Genomic DNA, 14,291 nt, shown 5'->3' on the forward strand with positions numbered 1-14,291 from the left:
CCGAAAGAAGGAACACACCATGCTCTCCTGGGACGACGAACCAAGCACCGCACCAGCCCCCCGCGCACCGCAAGCCGCCGGCGAAGCCGCACCCGCCGCCGAAGTCGCCAAGCGCGTCAACGCCGACGACAAGCGCATCATCAACGGCCAGACCGACGTGAACCAACTGGTGCCGTTCAAGTACAAGTGGGCATGGGACAAGTACCTGGCCGGCTGCGCCAACCACTGGATGCCGCAGGAAGTGAACATGCAGCGCGACATCGAGCTGTGGAAGAGCCCGAACGGCCTGACCGAAGACGAGCGCCGCATCGTCAAGCGCAACCTCGGCTTCTTCGTTACCGCCGACTCGCTGGCCGCCAACAACATCGTGCTGGGCACCTACCGCCACATCACCGCGCCGGAATGCCGCCAGTACCTGCTGCGCCAAGCTTTCGAAGAGGCGATCCACACCCACGCCTACCAGTACATCGTCGAGTCGCTCGGCCTAGACGAGAAGGAAATCTTCAACGCCTACAACGAGATCGCGTCGATCCACGACAAGGACCAGTTCCTGATCCCGTTCATCAACGTCCTGACCGACCCTGAGTTCAAGACCGGCACCCTGGAAACCGACCAGCAGCTGCTGAAGTCGATCATCGTGTTCGCCTGCCTGATGGAAGGCCTGTTCTTCTACGTCGGCTTCACCCAGATCCTGGCGCTGGGCCGCCAGAACAAGATGACCGGCGCCGCCGAGCAGTACCAGTACATCCTGCGCGACGAGTCGATGCACGTGAACTTCGGCATCGACCTGATCAACACGATCAAGATGGAAAACCCGCAGCTGTGGACCCCGGCCTTCCGCGAAGAGCTGAAGACCCTGTTCCTGCAGGCCGTCGACCTCGAATACCGCTACGCCGAAGACACCATGCCGCGCGGCGTGCTGGGCCTGAACGCCCCGATGTTCAAGGGCTACCTGCGCTTCATCGCCAACCGCCGTGCCGTGCAGATCGGCCTGGACCCGCTGTTCCCGAACGAAGAGAACCCGTTCCCGTGGATGAGCGAGATGATCGACCTGAAGAAGGAGCGTAACTTCTTCGAGACGCGCGTGACCGAGTATCAGACTGGTGGTGCGCTGAGCTGGGATTAATAGCCGGTTTAATCGAGCTTGGATGTAAGAATGCCCGCTATTTCGCGGGCATTTCTATTTTAATGTCGAACAACTAGCCCAAAGCAGGCTGCACGCCAGAAAGTCTGGGCATCTTGCGCACCGCCAATCTATCCCGGTCCGTCCGGAGCCAGAATGGTCGTTCAATCCATCATCGTGGAGAACGCCAATGGCATCCGACGCATACCTGCAAATCGAGGGCATCAAGGGCGAGTCGGCCGACGCCGGCCACCAGGGCTGGATCGAGCTGACCTCGGTTCACTGGGGCGTGACCCAGCCCACGGTCGCCAACAAGTCCAGCAGCGGCCACACGTCCGGTCACTGCGAACACCGCACCCTGTCGCTTTCCAAGCTCGCCGACATCGCCTCGCCGCTGCTGATGCAGCACTGCTCGATGGGCAAGACGATCCCGAGGGCCAAGATCGAATTCATGCGCGCCGATGGCGACGGTAAACCGGTCAAGTACTACCAGGTCGAACTGGAGAACGTGATGGTGTCCCATATGGACCAGGCGATGTCCGGCGGCGGCCTGGTCCAGGACGAAATCGGCCTGTGCTTCTCCAAGGTGAAGTGGTCGTACACGCAGCAGAAGATCGGCGGCGGCACCTGCGGCAGTACCACCGGCGGCTGGGATCTGGCCGGCAACAAGCGCTGCGCATGAGGGCTAAGCCATGGCCATTCCAATACAACCGAAGGACCAGCGCGGCTACTTCATGCTGCCCCAAGCGCCCGAGGGCGCGGGCTACTACGTGTATGGCAACAAGGGTGGCGTGCCCGGTACGGGCCACCTGGCACAGTACGCTCATCCCAACATGCTCAGCTTCATTTTCCAGATTGAGCGAGAGTGGCAAACCATGTGTGACAGGAAGTTCGGGATCGGGAACATCAGCATCGACGGTGGCGAACCGTACGACAAACACAAAACGCACCAGCTGGGTATCGAGATGGACTGCCGCCCGGTGCGCAAAGACTATGTGACGGGCCAGGGCGCGCGCTGCAACTACAGGGAGAAGGTGTACGACCAGGAGGCCACGATCAAGCTGATTGGTCTGTTCCTAAATCACCCGTGGACGAGGATCGTCTTTTTCAATGACGAAGTGGTGCAAAAAGCGCTGGGTCCAGCACGTGTGAAGACCGTCATTAACCATGACGATCACTTCCACGTCGAGCTCAAGCCGAGGTTCGCATTATGAGCGCGCGCCGAGTGTTCATTGTCGCGGCCCTTGCTCTGTACTCGCTGGCCCAGGCCGCCGACCAGCCGGAAGCTTGGGACGGTCGTCCGAAACCGCTGAAAGGTGACTACCAGGTGTACGGCGGGAACCTGGGCGACATGGTGCCACCAACGAAGAAGGACCAGAAGGTGGCGTTCATGTTCAAGGGGTCGCTCGCGAAGGGCCTATTCGACCAGATCGGACCAGACGCAAAGGACGCTTGTAGCGGTGCTGCGGATTACCGCGAGCGGAACAGAGGCGACCTGTCCTGCACCTACACCAAGAAAGAGGGATATTCTTGCTATCTTGGACTAGACGTAACTACCGGCAAGAGCACCAACGGTTCGACCTGTTAGTCCTTTTTTTCGGGCAGCTGAGGCAAGTCAAACAGCGGGATGGTCGGCCAGGCGGTCCGCGCGTGAAGCGCTGGCCTTTGCACGACGACCACCTGCACGTTGGACTATGGGAGGGACGATGAACGCATGCCTGATATGTCTCGCCGCCGCATTGGTGCTCCCTTCAGCCAGTGCGGCCGACTCGCAGCCTCCGAAGGACCCGGGGGCGCGGTATCTTGCCACGCCGCTCAAGGGCGACTACTACATGTACGGCGGCAGCCTGGGCGATTCCGTGCCGCCGACGGCGAAAGACCGGAAAGTGTCGCTGATGTTTACCGGTCCTCTTGCAAAGGAGCTTTTCGACCAGATAGGGCCAGACAGGAAGGACGCCTGCGGGGCCGGCCCGGACCACCGGACGCGCCTCAGGGGCCATCTTTCCTGTATCTGGGAGAAGCGCAGCACGTACTCCGGGTATTCGTGTTATTTCGGCCTCGACGTACCGACCGGGAAGAGCACCTACGGGTCGATCTGTTAGGTCAAGAAGCATGATGACCATTTTCACGTAGCCTTGGTAGGCTAACTAGGCGCACACTGATGTTGCTGGCTCTTGTTACGATTTGCCAGCAGTCGCCGGCTGTCAGCCTGGGGAATGGCCTCAAGCCAGGCCCCGCATCCCCGCAATCAGGGCCAGCAGCGCCGGCGCCGTCACCGGCTTGACGAAATGGTGGTCGAAGCCCGCCGCGATGGCACGTTGCCGGTCCTGTTCCTGCCCGTAGCCCGTGAGGGCGACCAAGAGCGCGTTGGCCGTCGCCGCCTGCGCCCGCAGCCGGCGCGCCAGTTCGTTCCCGTCCATTTCGGGCAGGCCGATATCGAGGATGCAGACCTCGGGCCGTGCATCGCGCGCGCGTTCGAGCGCGCGCACCGGGCTGTCCTCGATCATGACTTCGTGCCCCGCCGTTTCCAGGACCATGCCCAGCATCTGGGCCGCGTCGGCGTTGTCGTCCACTACCAATATGCGCCGTCCCGCCCGCGGCGCCGGTGCTGGCGGCGCGTCCTCCCGGGGCGGCGCCGCGGGCGTCTGCCCGGCGGCGCGCGGCAGGGTCACGACGAACCGGCTGCCGTTGCCTGGCCCCTCGCTATGGCAGGCGACGTTGCCGCCGTGCAGTTCCACCAGGCTCCGCACCAGGGCCAGGCCGATGCCCAGGCCGCCCTGCGAGCGGTCGGGGCTGCGCTTGGCCTGGGTGAACAGGTCGAAGATGTGCTCCTGCAGTTCTGGCGCGATGCCGATACCGTTGTCGGCCACTTCCAGCAGCACCTGGCCGTCGGTGGCCGTCATGGCCATGTGGATGCGTCCGCCGGCGGGGGTGTACTTGGCTGCGTTGTTGAGCAGGTTCGTCAGGACCTGCACCAGTCGCTTGTGGTCGCCCAGCACCTGGGTCGGTTCCGGGGCCAGTTCCAGCACCAGGCGGTGGCGCTTGGCCTCCAGCAGGGGGCGCGACTGCTCGATGGCGTCGGTGACCACCTGCTTGATGTCGAGCCGGGTCTGATCCAGTTCCACCAGGCCGCGCGTGACCCGCGACACGTCCAGCAGGTCGTCCACCAATCCCGTCATGTGCCGCACCTGGCGCGAGATGACCTGGCTGGTGCGCTTGAGCATGGTGGGATTCAGGTTGGCCGTCTCCAGCAGGTCGGCGGCGGCGCGGATCGGCGCCATCGGGTTACGCAGTTCATGCGCCAGCATCGCCAGGAACTCGTCCTTGCGGCGGTCGGCTTCGCGCAGGGCTTCCTCGGCGCGCTTGCGCTTGGTGATGTCGATGCACACCGCGAGGATGCTGCCGCCCGCGTGTTCGCCGGCGACGCGGATCAGGCTCACCGTGTTGTTGACCCAGACGACGCTGCCGTCCGGGCGCACATAGCGCTTTTCGATCTCGAAGGGCTCGCCGGTGGCGATGGTCCGTTGGAACAGCGGCGCATTCGGGACCAGGTCGTCCGGATGGGTAATGTCATGCATGCGCGTCGCGAGCAGTTCTTCGCGCGTGCGTCCGACGATCTGGCAATAGCGGTCGTTGATCTGCAGGATCCGGCCGGTCAGGTCCGTCTCGCAGATGCCGGCCGCGGTCTGGCCGAACAGCGACTGCAGGTGGGCTTCGCTCCTGCGCAGCGCGGTCTCGGTGCGCCGGCGCGCGGTCAGGTCGACGAAGGTGCACACGGCGCCCTGCAGCTGGCCGTCCTGCCAGACCGGCCGTGCGCGGTATTCGACCGGGAAGGCGGAGCCGTCCAGCCGGAAGAACACCTCGTCCTCCACCAGCGCCGGTTCGCCGTACTGGGCCGCGCGGTAGATCGGGCAGTCCTCGACGCAGTAGTGCGATCCGTCGGGGTGCGCGTGGTGGATGATGCCGTGGAGCTTGCGGCCGACCGCTTCTTCTTCGCTCTGGAACCCGAGCATGGTCAGGAAGGCGGTGTTGCACATGATGGTGACGCCATCGCGGTCGACCGAATAGAAGCCTTCATCCGCGCAGTTGATCAACAGGCGCAGGTAGTCGTGGTTGGCGCGGATCCGCTCCTCGGCCTCGCGCAGTTCGATCGCGATGCGGCTGCGCTCGATCGATTCCCAGCACCGGTTCGCCACCGCCGCCAGCAGCCTGATTTCAACTTCCTGCCACTGCCGCGGCGTGGCCTGGTGCAGCGCCATGCCGGCCACCCATTTGTCGCCCTTGATGACGGGAACGGAGATGACGGCCCGCAGTCCCGTGTCGCGGTAGGCCTGCAGCACGTCCCGGACGCGCTCGTCGGATTCGGCGTCCTCCACGACGTAGGGCAGGCCGAGCCGGTTCAGCCGCGTGAATTCGGCGCCGAAGGCGTCCAGCGCATAGCGGCCGACGATGCTGGGAACGCCGTTGGTATAGTTGCCGGTCAGCGTAAAGCTGCCGAGTTCCTCGCTCACATACGCGTAGGCGCAGCGGTCCACGCCGAGATGCTGGCCGAGCAGGCGCGCGGCCGTGCTGGCGATCTGCTCGGGATCGATGAGCAGCCGGATCGCGTCGTCGAGCCTGGTGATGAAGCGGTAGCGATCGAGCTCGTCGAGCAGCGAGGTTTCCTGGTCCGCCCCATGTGGCGGTATGTGTGTTTGCATGCGTATGGATTCGGTCATGTCCGGCGCCTTGTGCCAGCGGGCCAGGTTTTCCCGATTATATCTAGGCCGCATGCACGCCTGCGCCGGATTGGCATGCACGGGTAACACATACTGCCGAGTTCGCCTATCATGGCGGATTGTCATCCATCCGCTTCACCAGGAGAATCCCTTGCAAGCCAAGTCCCTGTCGTTGCATGCCGCGCTGCTCGCCGGCCTCGCCGCACTGTCCGTTTCCCACGCTGCGGCGCAGCCGGCCGCCGGCCGCACCGTTTTCCAGAACAACTGCGCCAGCTGCCACAGCGCCGATCCGAACCTGTCGCCGCTGGCCGGCCCCGGCCTGTACCGCGTCCTCGGCCGCAAGGCGGCCGCCGTCCCCGGCTATAACTATTCGCAGGCCCTGAACAAGGCCGGCGCCGCCGGCAAGACCTGGACCCGCGAGGAACTGGACCTGTTCCTGGCCGACCCCGCGAAGAACGTGCCGGGCACCACGATGCCGGTCGGTATCTCGGACAAGAAGGCGCGCGCGGCGCTGATCGACTACCTCGCCAGCCTGCAGGGCGCCGCGGCCGCGGCAGGCCCGGCGGCAGGGGCGGCAACTGCAGCGGCAGCGGCAAGCCTCGACCGCAGCGGCAGCTGGGAAGACAACCAGCCCGGCAAGATCCACCACATCAAGGTGACCGACATGCCGCCGCCGTTCGCCACGAGCAGCGCCGGCAACGGCCCGCGCGTCGAGGCCCGTCCGAACGGTTCCATGCCGGTCGTCCCGCAAGGCTTCACCGTGAACGTGTATGCCACGGATGCCGACAAGCCGCGCGTGGCGCTGCGCGCGCCGAACGGCGACGTCTTCCTGGCCGCCACGGCGAAGGGCGAGATCAAGGTGCTGCGCTCGAAGAACGGCGACAGGGCCGACACCGCCGAGGTGTTCGCCACCGGCTTGAGCCGTCCCTACGGCATGGCCTTCTGGCCATCCGGCGCGAACCCGCAGTACCTGTACGTCGCCAACGTCAATTCGGTCGTGCGCATCCCTTACCGCAACGGCGACCTGAAGGCGCGCAGCGCGCCTGAAACCGTGGTGGCGCACCTGTCCGACACCAGCGGCGGCCACACCACCCGCACGCTGGCGTTTTCGAACGACGACAAGACCATGCTGCTGTCGATCGGCTCGGCCACCAACGTCGCCACCGAGATCGGCCCCAAGCCGCCCGAGCCGCTGGCGCAATGGGAAGCCAGGCATGGCGTCGGCGCCGCCTGGGGCGTGGAGACCGACCGCGCCACGGTCATGGCCTTCGACCCGGACGGCGGCAAGCGCCGCACCTATGCCACCGGCCTGCGCAACTGCGTCGGCATGCTGGTCTATCCGGGTACGGGCGACGTGATGTGCACGGTGAACGAGCGCGACGCGCTGGGCGACAACCTGCCGCCGGACTACCTGACGCGTGTAAAACAGGGCGGCTTCTACGGCTGGCCGTGGTACTACATCGGCGACCATGAAGACCCGCGCCTGAAGGGCCAGCGCCCCGACCTGAAGGGCAAGTCCATCGTGCCGGACGTGCTGATCCAGTCGCATTCGGCGCCGCTCGGCATGGCCGTGTACCACGCGCCGAAGGGTGCGCGCAACGCCTTCCCGAAGGAGTACGAAGGGGAGGTGTTCGTGGCGCTGCACGGCTCCTGGAACCGCGGCGTGCGCACCGGCTACAAGGTGGTGCGCGTGTTCATGAAGGACGGCGTGCCGACCGGGCAGTACCAGGACTTCATGTCGGGCATGGTGCTGAGCGACCGCGACGTCTGGGGCCGCCCGGCCGCCGTGGAGGTGGCGCAGGACGGCGCGCTGCTGGTGGTGGACGACGCCGGCGGCGTGCTGTGGCGCATCGCGCCACAGCGCTGACGCATCCCTGGCGCTGCCACGCAGGACCCGCCGCATGGCGGGTTTTTTCTTGCCCGGGGCAAGGGTTGGTGCTTGACCCGAGTCATCATTCGAGGGGGCCTTGTGCACTAACGTAAGCGGACGATTGACGACGGGGAGCGGCGATGAATGTCAGGGATGCGATGGCGCGCACGGTGGAGTGGGAGTTCAGCCAGTCAAACTATGCCGCCGTGCTGGAAGACGTGCCGCCGACGCTGTTCCGGTACTGGGCCGAGGTCTCGCAGGGCGAGTTTCCCGGTATTCCCCGCGACGCATCCTTCTTTGCCCAGTCGGTCGAGGGCTTGATGATGTTCTTCGACTGCGTGTCGGCTGCCGGCCGCCAGCCTTGCGGGCTGCCTTCGCGCGCGGCCGATTCGGTATGGCACGCGTGGATGCGCATGGATGCGCCCAACCTCGAACGCTTCTGCATCCGCCATTTCGGCCGGTCCATCCCGCATGTCGAGAAAACCCACATGCGCGGCCATATGCGCATGGCGCTGTCGGTCTGCCTGGTGCAGGCGCGCCGCCGCGCATCGAAACCGGTGGCCGGACCGAACCTGCCGCGGCTGTTCCTGCTCGATGGCCAACTGGGCATGCCGCGCGGCTTCGGTTACCGGATCATCGGTTCCCTTGTCGCCTGGTCGGTCCTGGACGAATTCGGCAATTCCGACGACCATGTGTCCTTCCCGGACAACATGACACCACGTGGGCTGTTGCAGGCCGGCCTGGTCAGCAAGGCCGAATACGACGAGGGCATCCGCCTCGGGGGGCGGGGCGATCTGCGTCTTGCGGGCGCCGGCAACGGGGCGCCGGATACTGCCGACGGCGACGCCGGGGGAGGCGACGGCGCGGCCCCCTGCAGCGGCGGCAGTGCCTGTGGCGGCGGTTGCGGCGGAGGCGGTTGCGGCAGCTGACCGGCCCGCAGGCAAGGCGGCGGGTGCCGCCGCGCTCCACGTCATTCTTCCACCGTCTACCATCCGCCACCCGGCACAGGCCAGGACATGGCCTGTGCCACCCGCCGGCAGCGTGGGCAGCCATGCGGTCACGGTGAACGCCAGCGATGGCGTGCTGATCGCAAATACCTCTGTCGTCATCACGGCCGCCAACCTGCCGGCTCCTTCACACTCGGTCAGCCCGCTCGCCCCGGTCATGCACGCGTGCGCCATGTGCCGAACGGTGCGATCAAACAGCCGGACAGTAGCCAGGCATACCGGCCAAACTCTCGGCGGGTTGGTACCGGTGGCCCTACGGGATCGTGCGCCGTCCCCTCGCGGCGCTGCTTTGGCAGGAAGCGGGTTTCTGAAAGGCCGTAATATCTGCTGTAACTATCTGGCGCCTGGAACAGGGGATTCAGGCATCGAAATCGCAAATACCTGCCGGCCGCCGGAACCGCATGCGATGTGGCCGATTAGGTGAATGGGAGAGAATGCGCAAGCGCAGGCAAGGAGTGCGAAAAGACGATTTGGTTCATGGCGCTCGGGTTGCGCCCTCACAAAGTTTTCGTGTACTTTACGTGTTTGAATTTGTCAAAACGTGAACATGTGATATTGTCGCGTCCATCCGGGCAGCAATCGATCGAATAATAGGACACTGATTCAATCAATGCACGTAAGCGAAGCGAAAAGAACAAGCCGCACTGCCTGACCGTGTTCAGGCAAGGCGGCTTTTTCTTTTCGCGCCCGCGAGGGTAGCGATGTGAAATCACGTTGAGTCGGTTGCCTGTCGACGTTGGCTGAAGCGCTGCAATTGTGAGGAGTTGCAGCAGTTCAGCCGGTGCCGGATTCATTGGCCATAACCGATCCCGTTTAGGCCGATGAATAATCCGCCCGCCAATCATGGCCGGACGGATTTCAAACTTGAGCGTATTTCATCGCAGATGAAGGAGAACTAGAATGGCAACCGCTAAGAAACCAGCAGCAAAGGCAGCAGCAAAAAGCGCGCCTTCGTCCGTGACGAAGGCCGCCAAGCCGGCAGCAAAGGCCGCCGCCGAGAAACCGGCAACCAAGGCCGCCGCGACCAAGACGGCCGCAACCAAGGCCACCGCGACCAAGGCAGCCGCCAAGCCGGCAGCGAAGGCAGCAGCCAAGCCTGCAGCGAAGGCAGCAGCCAAGCCTGCAGCAAAGAAAGCTGCCGCAACCAAGACCACCGCTACCAAGTCAGCGGCCAAGCCAGCAGCAAAGAAAGCGGCTGCAAAACCGGCAGCAAAATCGGCAGCAAAGCCTGCAGCAAAATCGGCAGCAAAGCCTGCAGCGAAATCGGCTGCAAAGCCTGCAGCGAAATCGGCTGCAAAGCCTGCAGCGAAATCGGCTGCAAAACCTGCAGCAAAGAAAGCCGCCGCCAAGCCGGCAGCGAAATCTGCGGCGAAACCGGCCGCCAAACCGGCAGCAAAGAAAGCCGCCGCCAAGCCGGCTGCCAAACCGGCCGCAAAGAAAGCTGCCGCAAAAGCAACTGCTAAGCCGGTCGCCAAATCGGCGGCAAAGCCCGCAGCAAAGCCGGCAGCCAAGAAAGCCGCCGCCAAGCCGGCAGCTAAACCTGCAGCGAAGAAAGCTGCAGCCAAGCCGGCAGCTAAATCGGCAGCTAAATCGGCAGCCAAGCCCGCAGCAAAACCGGCAGCAAAGAAAGCTGCTGCCAAACCTGCCGCTAAAACGGCCGCCGTAAAACCGGCGGCCAAATCGGCAGCTAAATCGGCAGCCAAGCCGGCAGCCAAGCCGGCAGCCAAAAAATCCGCCGCAAAACCGGTAGCAAGCAAAGCCGCCGCCAAGCCGGCAGCAAAGAAAGCGACCGCAACCAAAACCGCGGCAACTAAAACCACGGCCGCAAAGCCTGCCGCTAAAAACGCTGCTGCAAGCAAAGCTGCTGCGCCTGCCGCCAAAAAAGCCGCTGCGCCTGCTGCCAAAAAAGCCGCTGCTCCGGCGAAAGCCGCCGCTACCAAAGCTGCTCCAGCCAAGGCCGCCGCTACCAAAGCCGCTGCTCCGGCCAAGGCCGCCGCTACCAAAGCCGCTGCTCCGGCCAAAGCCGCCGCTACCAAAACCGCCGCTCCGGCCAAGGCCACCGCTACCAAAACCGCTGCCAAGCCGGCCGCGAAGGCAGAGGCCAAGCCGGAAGTGAAGGCGGAAGCCAAGCCGGAAGCCAAGGCAGAAGCCAAGCCGGAAGTGAAGGCGGAAGCCAAGGCAGAAGCCAAGCCGGAAGCGAAGGCCGACGCGAAAGCCGACACCAAGGCCGAAGCCAAGCCTGCCGCCAAGAAGGCCGTAGCCAAGAAGCCTGCTGCCAAGCAGGCAGCAGCGCCGGCCGAGCAGTCGAAGGAATCGAAGGACGCGTCGGCAGCTGCGCCGGCAGCGCCGGCTCCTGCGGCAAAGACCACGCTGTCGCCGGCTGCCGCATGGCCGTTCCCGACCAGCAGCCGTCCGTGATTCCGGCTCGATAGCGAGTCTTGCCTGGATCAGGCAAAATACCGCTGTGTGATCGTTCACACGGCGGTTTTTTTTTGAGGAGCCTACGTGCTGTCAATTCTCCAGTTTATCGTCGATACCGCTGCTGCCTTGCTCGGAGCGCTGCTCCTGCTGCGCTTCTGGATGCAGGCCACGCGTGTGCGTCCGCCCCAGCAGATCGGGCAGTTCACCTTCACCCTGACCGACTGGCTGGTGCTGCCGCTGCGGCGCCTGGTGCCGGGCATGGGAGGCTACGATTGGGCGAGCCTGATTGGCGCTTTCCTGGTGGTGCTGCTGGCCAGTTCACTGATGCTGCTCGGCGGTGCAGATGGGGCAACGGTGCTGCTCGGGGCGCTGTTCCGCTTCCTGAACTGGATCCTGTACGGCTTCATGGCGCTCTTGATCATCGATGCGATCTTCAGCTGGGTCAATCCCCATGCGCCGCTTGCGCCTTTCGTCCATGCGCTGAACACGCCGATCCTGCGGCCGATCCGGCGCGTGGTGCCGCCGATTGGCGGGATCGATTTATCGGTGCTGGTGGCGCTGGTGCTGATCCAGATTATCCAGTTCGTGTTGAGACAGGTGTTTTTCGGTTGAGGATACAAGCGCGTTTTTATGGCGTGCAAAGTAAAATGGGTCCCGCTCGGGACCCATTTTTTATCTGTCGTATTAACGTGCGCGATTAACGAAAGCGGTATCCAAACGCCGCCTCGAACTTCTGCTCGACCTCTTCCGGCGTGAACGTGTGGTTCTGTCCACCGATGCTGCCGATCTTGATGGCGCCGAGGATGCTGGCAATACGGCCGGTGGTCGGCCAGTCGTATCCGTTGGTGATCCCGAACAGCAGGCCGGCGCGGTAGGCGTCGCCGCAGCCGGTCGGATCGACAATGTTCTCCGCCTGCACCGCCGGAATGCAATAGTGCTCGCCGCCGGCGTAGATGTCCGAACCTTCGCCGCCGCGCGTCACGACCAGCGCCTCCAGGCGCGAGGCGATGTCCGCCTGGCTCAGGCCGGTGCGGTCCATCACCACTTCGAATTCATAATCGTTGCAAGCCAGGTAGCTTGCCTGGTCGATGAAACGGACCAGCTCCTCGCCCGAGAACATCGGCAGCTGCTGGCCCGGATCGAACATGAACGGAATCTTCAGTTCGGCGCAGTCGGCGGCATGCTTGATCATGCCGTCGCGGCCGTCCGGCGAGATGATCGCCACCCGCAGCTCGCCCTGGTCGCCCACGTTGTTCTCGTGCGAGTACTGCATCGCGCCCGGGTGGAAGGCGTTGATCTGGTTGTTGTCCTGGTCCGCGGTGACGAAGCACTGCGCGGTGTAGGCATCGGCAATCGTGCGGATGGCGCGGGTGGAGATGCCCTGTTTCGCCATGCGCTCGAGGTAGTCGCCGCCGTCCTGGCCGATCGTGCCCATCACCAGCGGTTCGCCGCCCAGCAGCTTGAGGTTGTAGGCGATGTTCACCGAGCAGCCGCCGTACTCGAGGCGCATGGTCGGCACCAGGAAGGAGACGTTCACGCGGTGCAGCTGGTCGGCCAGCAGGGTGTCGGCGAAACGGCCGTGGTATTGCATGATCTTGTCGAATGCGATCGATCCGCAGATCAGGGCGGTCTTGGTCATGGAGGAAGCCTCAGGGAGATTAGGGATAAAAGACCGCGATATGGTAGCCGGACGGCGACGGCTCCTCGACGCGGAAATGCAGTTTGATCGGTTGTTCGGCGCGCGCGGCAATGCCTGCCTGCAGCAGCGGGCCGGCCGGCAAGTAGTCGCGCGGGCCGAAGACGCGCCGCACCAGCGGCTTGTCGTCCGGATCGGACAGGGTCAGCTCCAGGCTCGGCCAGGCCTGCACCGAGTCGCCCTGGTTGCGCAGCAGCGTGGTGAAGGTGTAGGCGTTGCCGCCTAAATTGGCCAGTTCGCCGGTCTCGATGACCAGCTGCTCGATCTGGGTCGGCAGTTCGACGCGGCAGCCGAGCACCGCGCACACGGTGACCAGCGCCGGCTTCATGTGCGGATTGCGTGCCGCCAGTGTGTTGCGGAACGTATAAACGATCTGCGCGGCCAGGACGAGCAGCAGCAGCAGGCTGCCCAGGACCATGGCGATGCGCACGGCCTTGCCCGAGCGTTCGCGCTGGCGACCGCGCCGGACGAATTCCGGCTCGTCGGATTCGGGCACGCGCAGCTTGGGCGGCTCGATCCTGGTCGGCGTGAGCTTGGAGCGGCGCGCGGCGCGCGCCTCCGCAGCGCGTGTGCGCGGTGTCTTGGGCGCCACCGGCGGCGCGCTCGGCGGCGCCGGCATCGTCACGGTGGCGGGGCCGGATTCGCGCAGCAGCAACGGCGGGACGGATGCGGCCGCCGCCCGGGTGCGCGCCGCCGGGGCGGGCGCGGGTTCGCCGTACGCATGCCCGTCGTCGGGGGGCCGCGCCGCGACCAGCGCTTCGTCCACCGGCAGGTCGGATAAAGAGGGGGAGGGCGCATTCACCGCCCTGCGTGCCGGCTCCCCCGCGGCGATCGGCGCAGGGGCGGGTACCGGCTCCGGTTCCGGTAGGGGCTCAGGCTCAGGCAGTGGTTCCGGCTCGGGCAGGGGCTCGGGTTCGGGTTGCGGTAGCGGCTCCGGTTCCGGCACCGGTTCAGGCGCCGGTTCGGACTCCGGGACCAGATCAGGCTCGGGTCCGCTTCGTGCCTTCACGGGCATGTCGTCCGCGCGCGCGGGGCCGGCGGGTGCGTCATCGACGCCGCCGGCCAGCTTCGGGATGATTCCTAGTGGGGAAAAGGTGCGGTCGAATTCGAGGGTATAGATCGGTTCCTCGTCCATCTGCTCCACGTCGGCGGCAGCGGCAGGCGCCCGGGACGTATCCTGCACATCGGGCGCCGGGGCCGGTGCAGACGCTGCGGGAGCAGCGGAAGCAGCGGAAGCAGAGGGCGGCGTGGCGGACGACAGCGCAGAAGGCGAAGCGGAAGGTGAAGCAGGAGGTGAAGCAGATGCGGCGGCCAGGTCGACCAGCGCCGCGTTACCGTCGAAGATTTGCTGGCAGGAGCCGCAACGCACGATGCCCCCACGCAGCTTGAGCTGGTCCGCGGCGACGCGGAACAGCGTGCCGCAGTGGGGGCATTGGGTGGCGAGCGCCATGCCTGG

The 14,291-nt window shown here is 65.0% G+C and carries 13 protein-coding genes; 9 read left to right on the forward strand and 4 right to left on the reverse strand.

Annotated elements, in window-relative coordinates; translation table 11 throughout:
• Window positions 1–19 precede the first annotated feature (19 nt).
• From ACFFJK_RS20830 to ACFFJK_RS20850, 5 genes are all read left to right on the forward strand, one after another.
• The gene (locus tag ACFFJK_RS20830) at window positions 20–1,126 is read left to right on the forward strand and encodes a ribonucleotide-diphosphate reductase subunit beta (RefSeq protein ID WP_379681590.1); all 1,107 of its coding nucleotides are present in this window, start codon (window positions 20–22) and stop codon (window positions 1,124–1,126) included.
• A 187-nt stretch (window positions 1,127–1,313) separates the two neighbouring features.
• Window positions 1,314–1,805, forward strand: a complete 492-nt coding sequence (locus ACFFJK_RS20835) for an Hcp family type VI secretion system effector (RefSeq protein WP_379681591.1) — start codon at window positions 1,314–1,316, stop codon at window positions 1,803–1,805.
• A 10-nt stretch (window positions 1,806–1,815) separates the two neighbouring features.
• The gene (locus ACFFJK_RS20840; protein WP_379681592.1) at window positions 1,816–2,337 is read left to right on the forward strand and encodes a hypothetical protein; all 522 of its coding nucleotides are present in this window, start codon (window positions 1,816–1,818) and stop codon (window positions 2,335–2,337) included.
• 11 nt (window positions 2,338–2,348) lie between these two features.
• Window positions 2,349–2,711 (forward strand): hypothetical protein, encoded by a 363-nt coding sequence (locus ACFFJK_RS20845; protein WP_379681593.1) that lies wholly within the window; start codon window positions 2,349–2,351, stop codon window positions 2,709–2,711.
• 118 nt (window positions 2,712–2,829) lie between these two features.
• Entirely contained in the window at window positions 2,830–3,225 is a 396-nt protein-coding gene (locus ACFFJK_RS20850; RefSeq protein ID WP_379681594.1) for a hypothetical protein, read from the forward strand.
• A 120-nt stretch (window positions 3,226–3,345) separates the two neighbouring features.
• Here the strand turns inward: ACFFJK_RS20850 and ACFFJK_RS20855 are convergent, their stop codons facing one another.
• Window positions 3,346–5,823, reverse strand: coding sequence for a hybrid sensor histidine kinase/response regulator (locus ACFFJK_RS20855; RefSeq protein WP_379681595.1), 2,478 nt, complete (start codon window positions 5,821–5,823; stop codon window positions 3,346–3,348).
• Window positions 5,824–5,992: 169 nt separating this feature from the next.
• Here ACFFJK_RS20855 and ACFFJK_RS20860 point away from each other — a divergent pair, with 169 nt between their 5' ends.
• Both ACFFJK_RS20860 and ACFFJK_RS20865 read left to right on the forward strand, forming a co-directional pair.
• Entirely contained in the window at window positions 5,993–7,708 is a 1,716-nt protein-coding gene (locus ACFFJK_RS20860) for a PQQ-dependent sugar dehydrogenase (protein ID WP_379681596.1), read from the forward strand.
• A 143-nt stretch (window positions 7,709–7,851) separates the two neighbouring features.
• Window positions 7,852–8,640 carry a UCP032817 domain-containing protein gene (locus tag ACFFJK_RS20865; protein ID WP_379681597.1) on the forward strand — a complete coding sequence of 263 codons (789 nt, stop codon included), beginning with the start codon at window positions 7,852–7,854 and terminating at the stop codon, window positions 8,638–8,640.
• 953 nt (window positions 8,641–9,593) lie between these two features.
• Here the strand turns inward: ACFFJK_RS20865 and ACFFJK_RS20870 are convergent.
• The gene (locus ACFFJK_RS20870) at window positions 9,594–10,799 is read right to left on the reverse strand and encodes a hypothetical protein (protein ID WP_379681598.1); all 1,206 of its coding nucleotides are present in this window, start codon (window positions 10,797–10,799) and stop codon (window positions 9,594–9,596) included.
• 31 nt (window positions 10,800–10,830) lie between these two features.
• Here ACFFJK_RS20870 and ACFFJK_RS20875 point away from each other — a divergent pair, with 31 nt between their 5' ends.
• Window positions 10,831–11,136, forward strand: a complete 306-nt coding sequence (locus ACFFJK_RS20875) for a hypothetical protein (RefSeq protein ID WP_379681599.1) — start codon at window positions 10,831–10,833, stop codon at window positions 11,134–11,136.
• A gap of 87 nt (window positions 11,137–11,223) precedes the next feature.
• Complete coding sequence (locus tag ACFFJK_RS20880; RefSeq protein ID WP_379681600.1) at window positions 11,224–11,751, forward strand: YggT family protein; 528 nt, start codon at window positions 11,224–11,226, stop codon at window positions 11,749–11,751.
• A gap of 85 nt (window positions 11,752–11,836) precedes the next feature.
• On the opposite strand, the gene ACFFJK_RS20885 is transcribed toward ACFFJK_RS20880, so the two are convergent.
• Complete coding sequence (locus tag ACFFJK_RS20885; RefSeq protein ID WP_379681601.1) at window positions 11,837–12,778, reverse strand: carbohydrate kinase family protein; 942 nt, start codon at window positions 12,776–12,778, stop codon at window positions 11,837–11,839.
• 19 nt (window positions 12,779–12,797) lie between these two features.
• The gene (locus tag ACFFJK_RS20890) at window positions 12,798–14,285 is read right to left on the reverse strand and encodes a DUF3426 domain-containing protein (RefSeq protein ID WP_379681602.1); all 1,488 of its coding nucleotides are present in this window, start codon (window positions 14,283–14,285) and stop codon (window positions 12,798–12,800) included.
• Window positions 14,286–14,291 lie beyond the last annotated feature (6 nt).

Source organism: Massilia consociata (assembly GCF_042432755.1).
Taxonomy (GTDB): domain Bacteria; phylum Pseudomonadota; class Gammaproteobacteria; order Burkholderiales; family Burkholderiaceae_D; genus Telluria; species Telluria consociata.

Bases quoted from the DNA above. Each gene is read 5' to 3' on its own strand.
- ACFFJK_RS20840 (WP_379681592.1), top strand. From the start codon at position 1,816: ATGGCCATTCCAATACAACCGAAGGACCAGCGCGGCTACTTCATGCTG.
- ACFFJK_RS20865 (WP_379681597.1), top strand. From the start codon at position 7,852: ATGAATGTCAGGGATGCGATGGCGCGCACGGTGGAGTGGGAGTTCAGC.
- ACFFJK_RS20850 (WP_379681594.1), top strand. From the start codon at position 2,830: ATGAACGCATGCCTGATATGTCTCGCCGCCGCATTGGTGCTCCCTTCA.
- ACFFJK_RS20830 (WP_379681590.1), top strand. From the start codon at position 20: ATGCTCTCCTGGGACGACGAACCAAGCACCGCACCAGCCCCCCGCGCA.
- ACFFJK_RS20890 (WP_379681602.1), bottom strand. From the start codon at position 14,285: ATGGCGCTCGCCACCCAATGCCCCCACTGCGGCACGCTGTTCCGCGTC.
- ACFFJK_RS20885 (WP_379681601.1), bottom strand. From the start codon at position 12,778: ATGACCAAGACCGCCCTGATCTGCGGATCGATCGCATTCGACAAGATC.
- ACFFJK_RS20835 (WP_379681591.1), top strand. From the start codon at position 1,314: ATGGCATCCGACGCATACCTGCAAATCGAGGGCATCAAGGGCGAGTCG.
- ACFFJK_RS20855 (WP_379681595.1), bottom strand. From the start codon at position 5,823: ATGCAAACACACATACCGCCACATGGGGCGGACCAGGAAACCTCGCTG.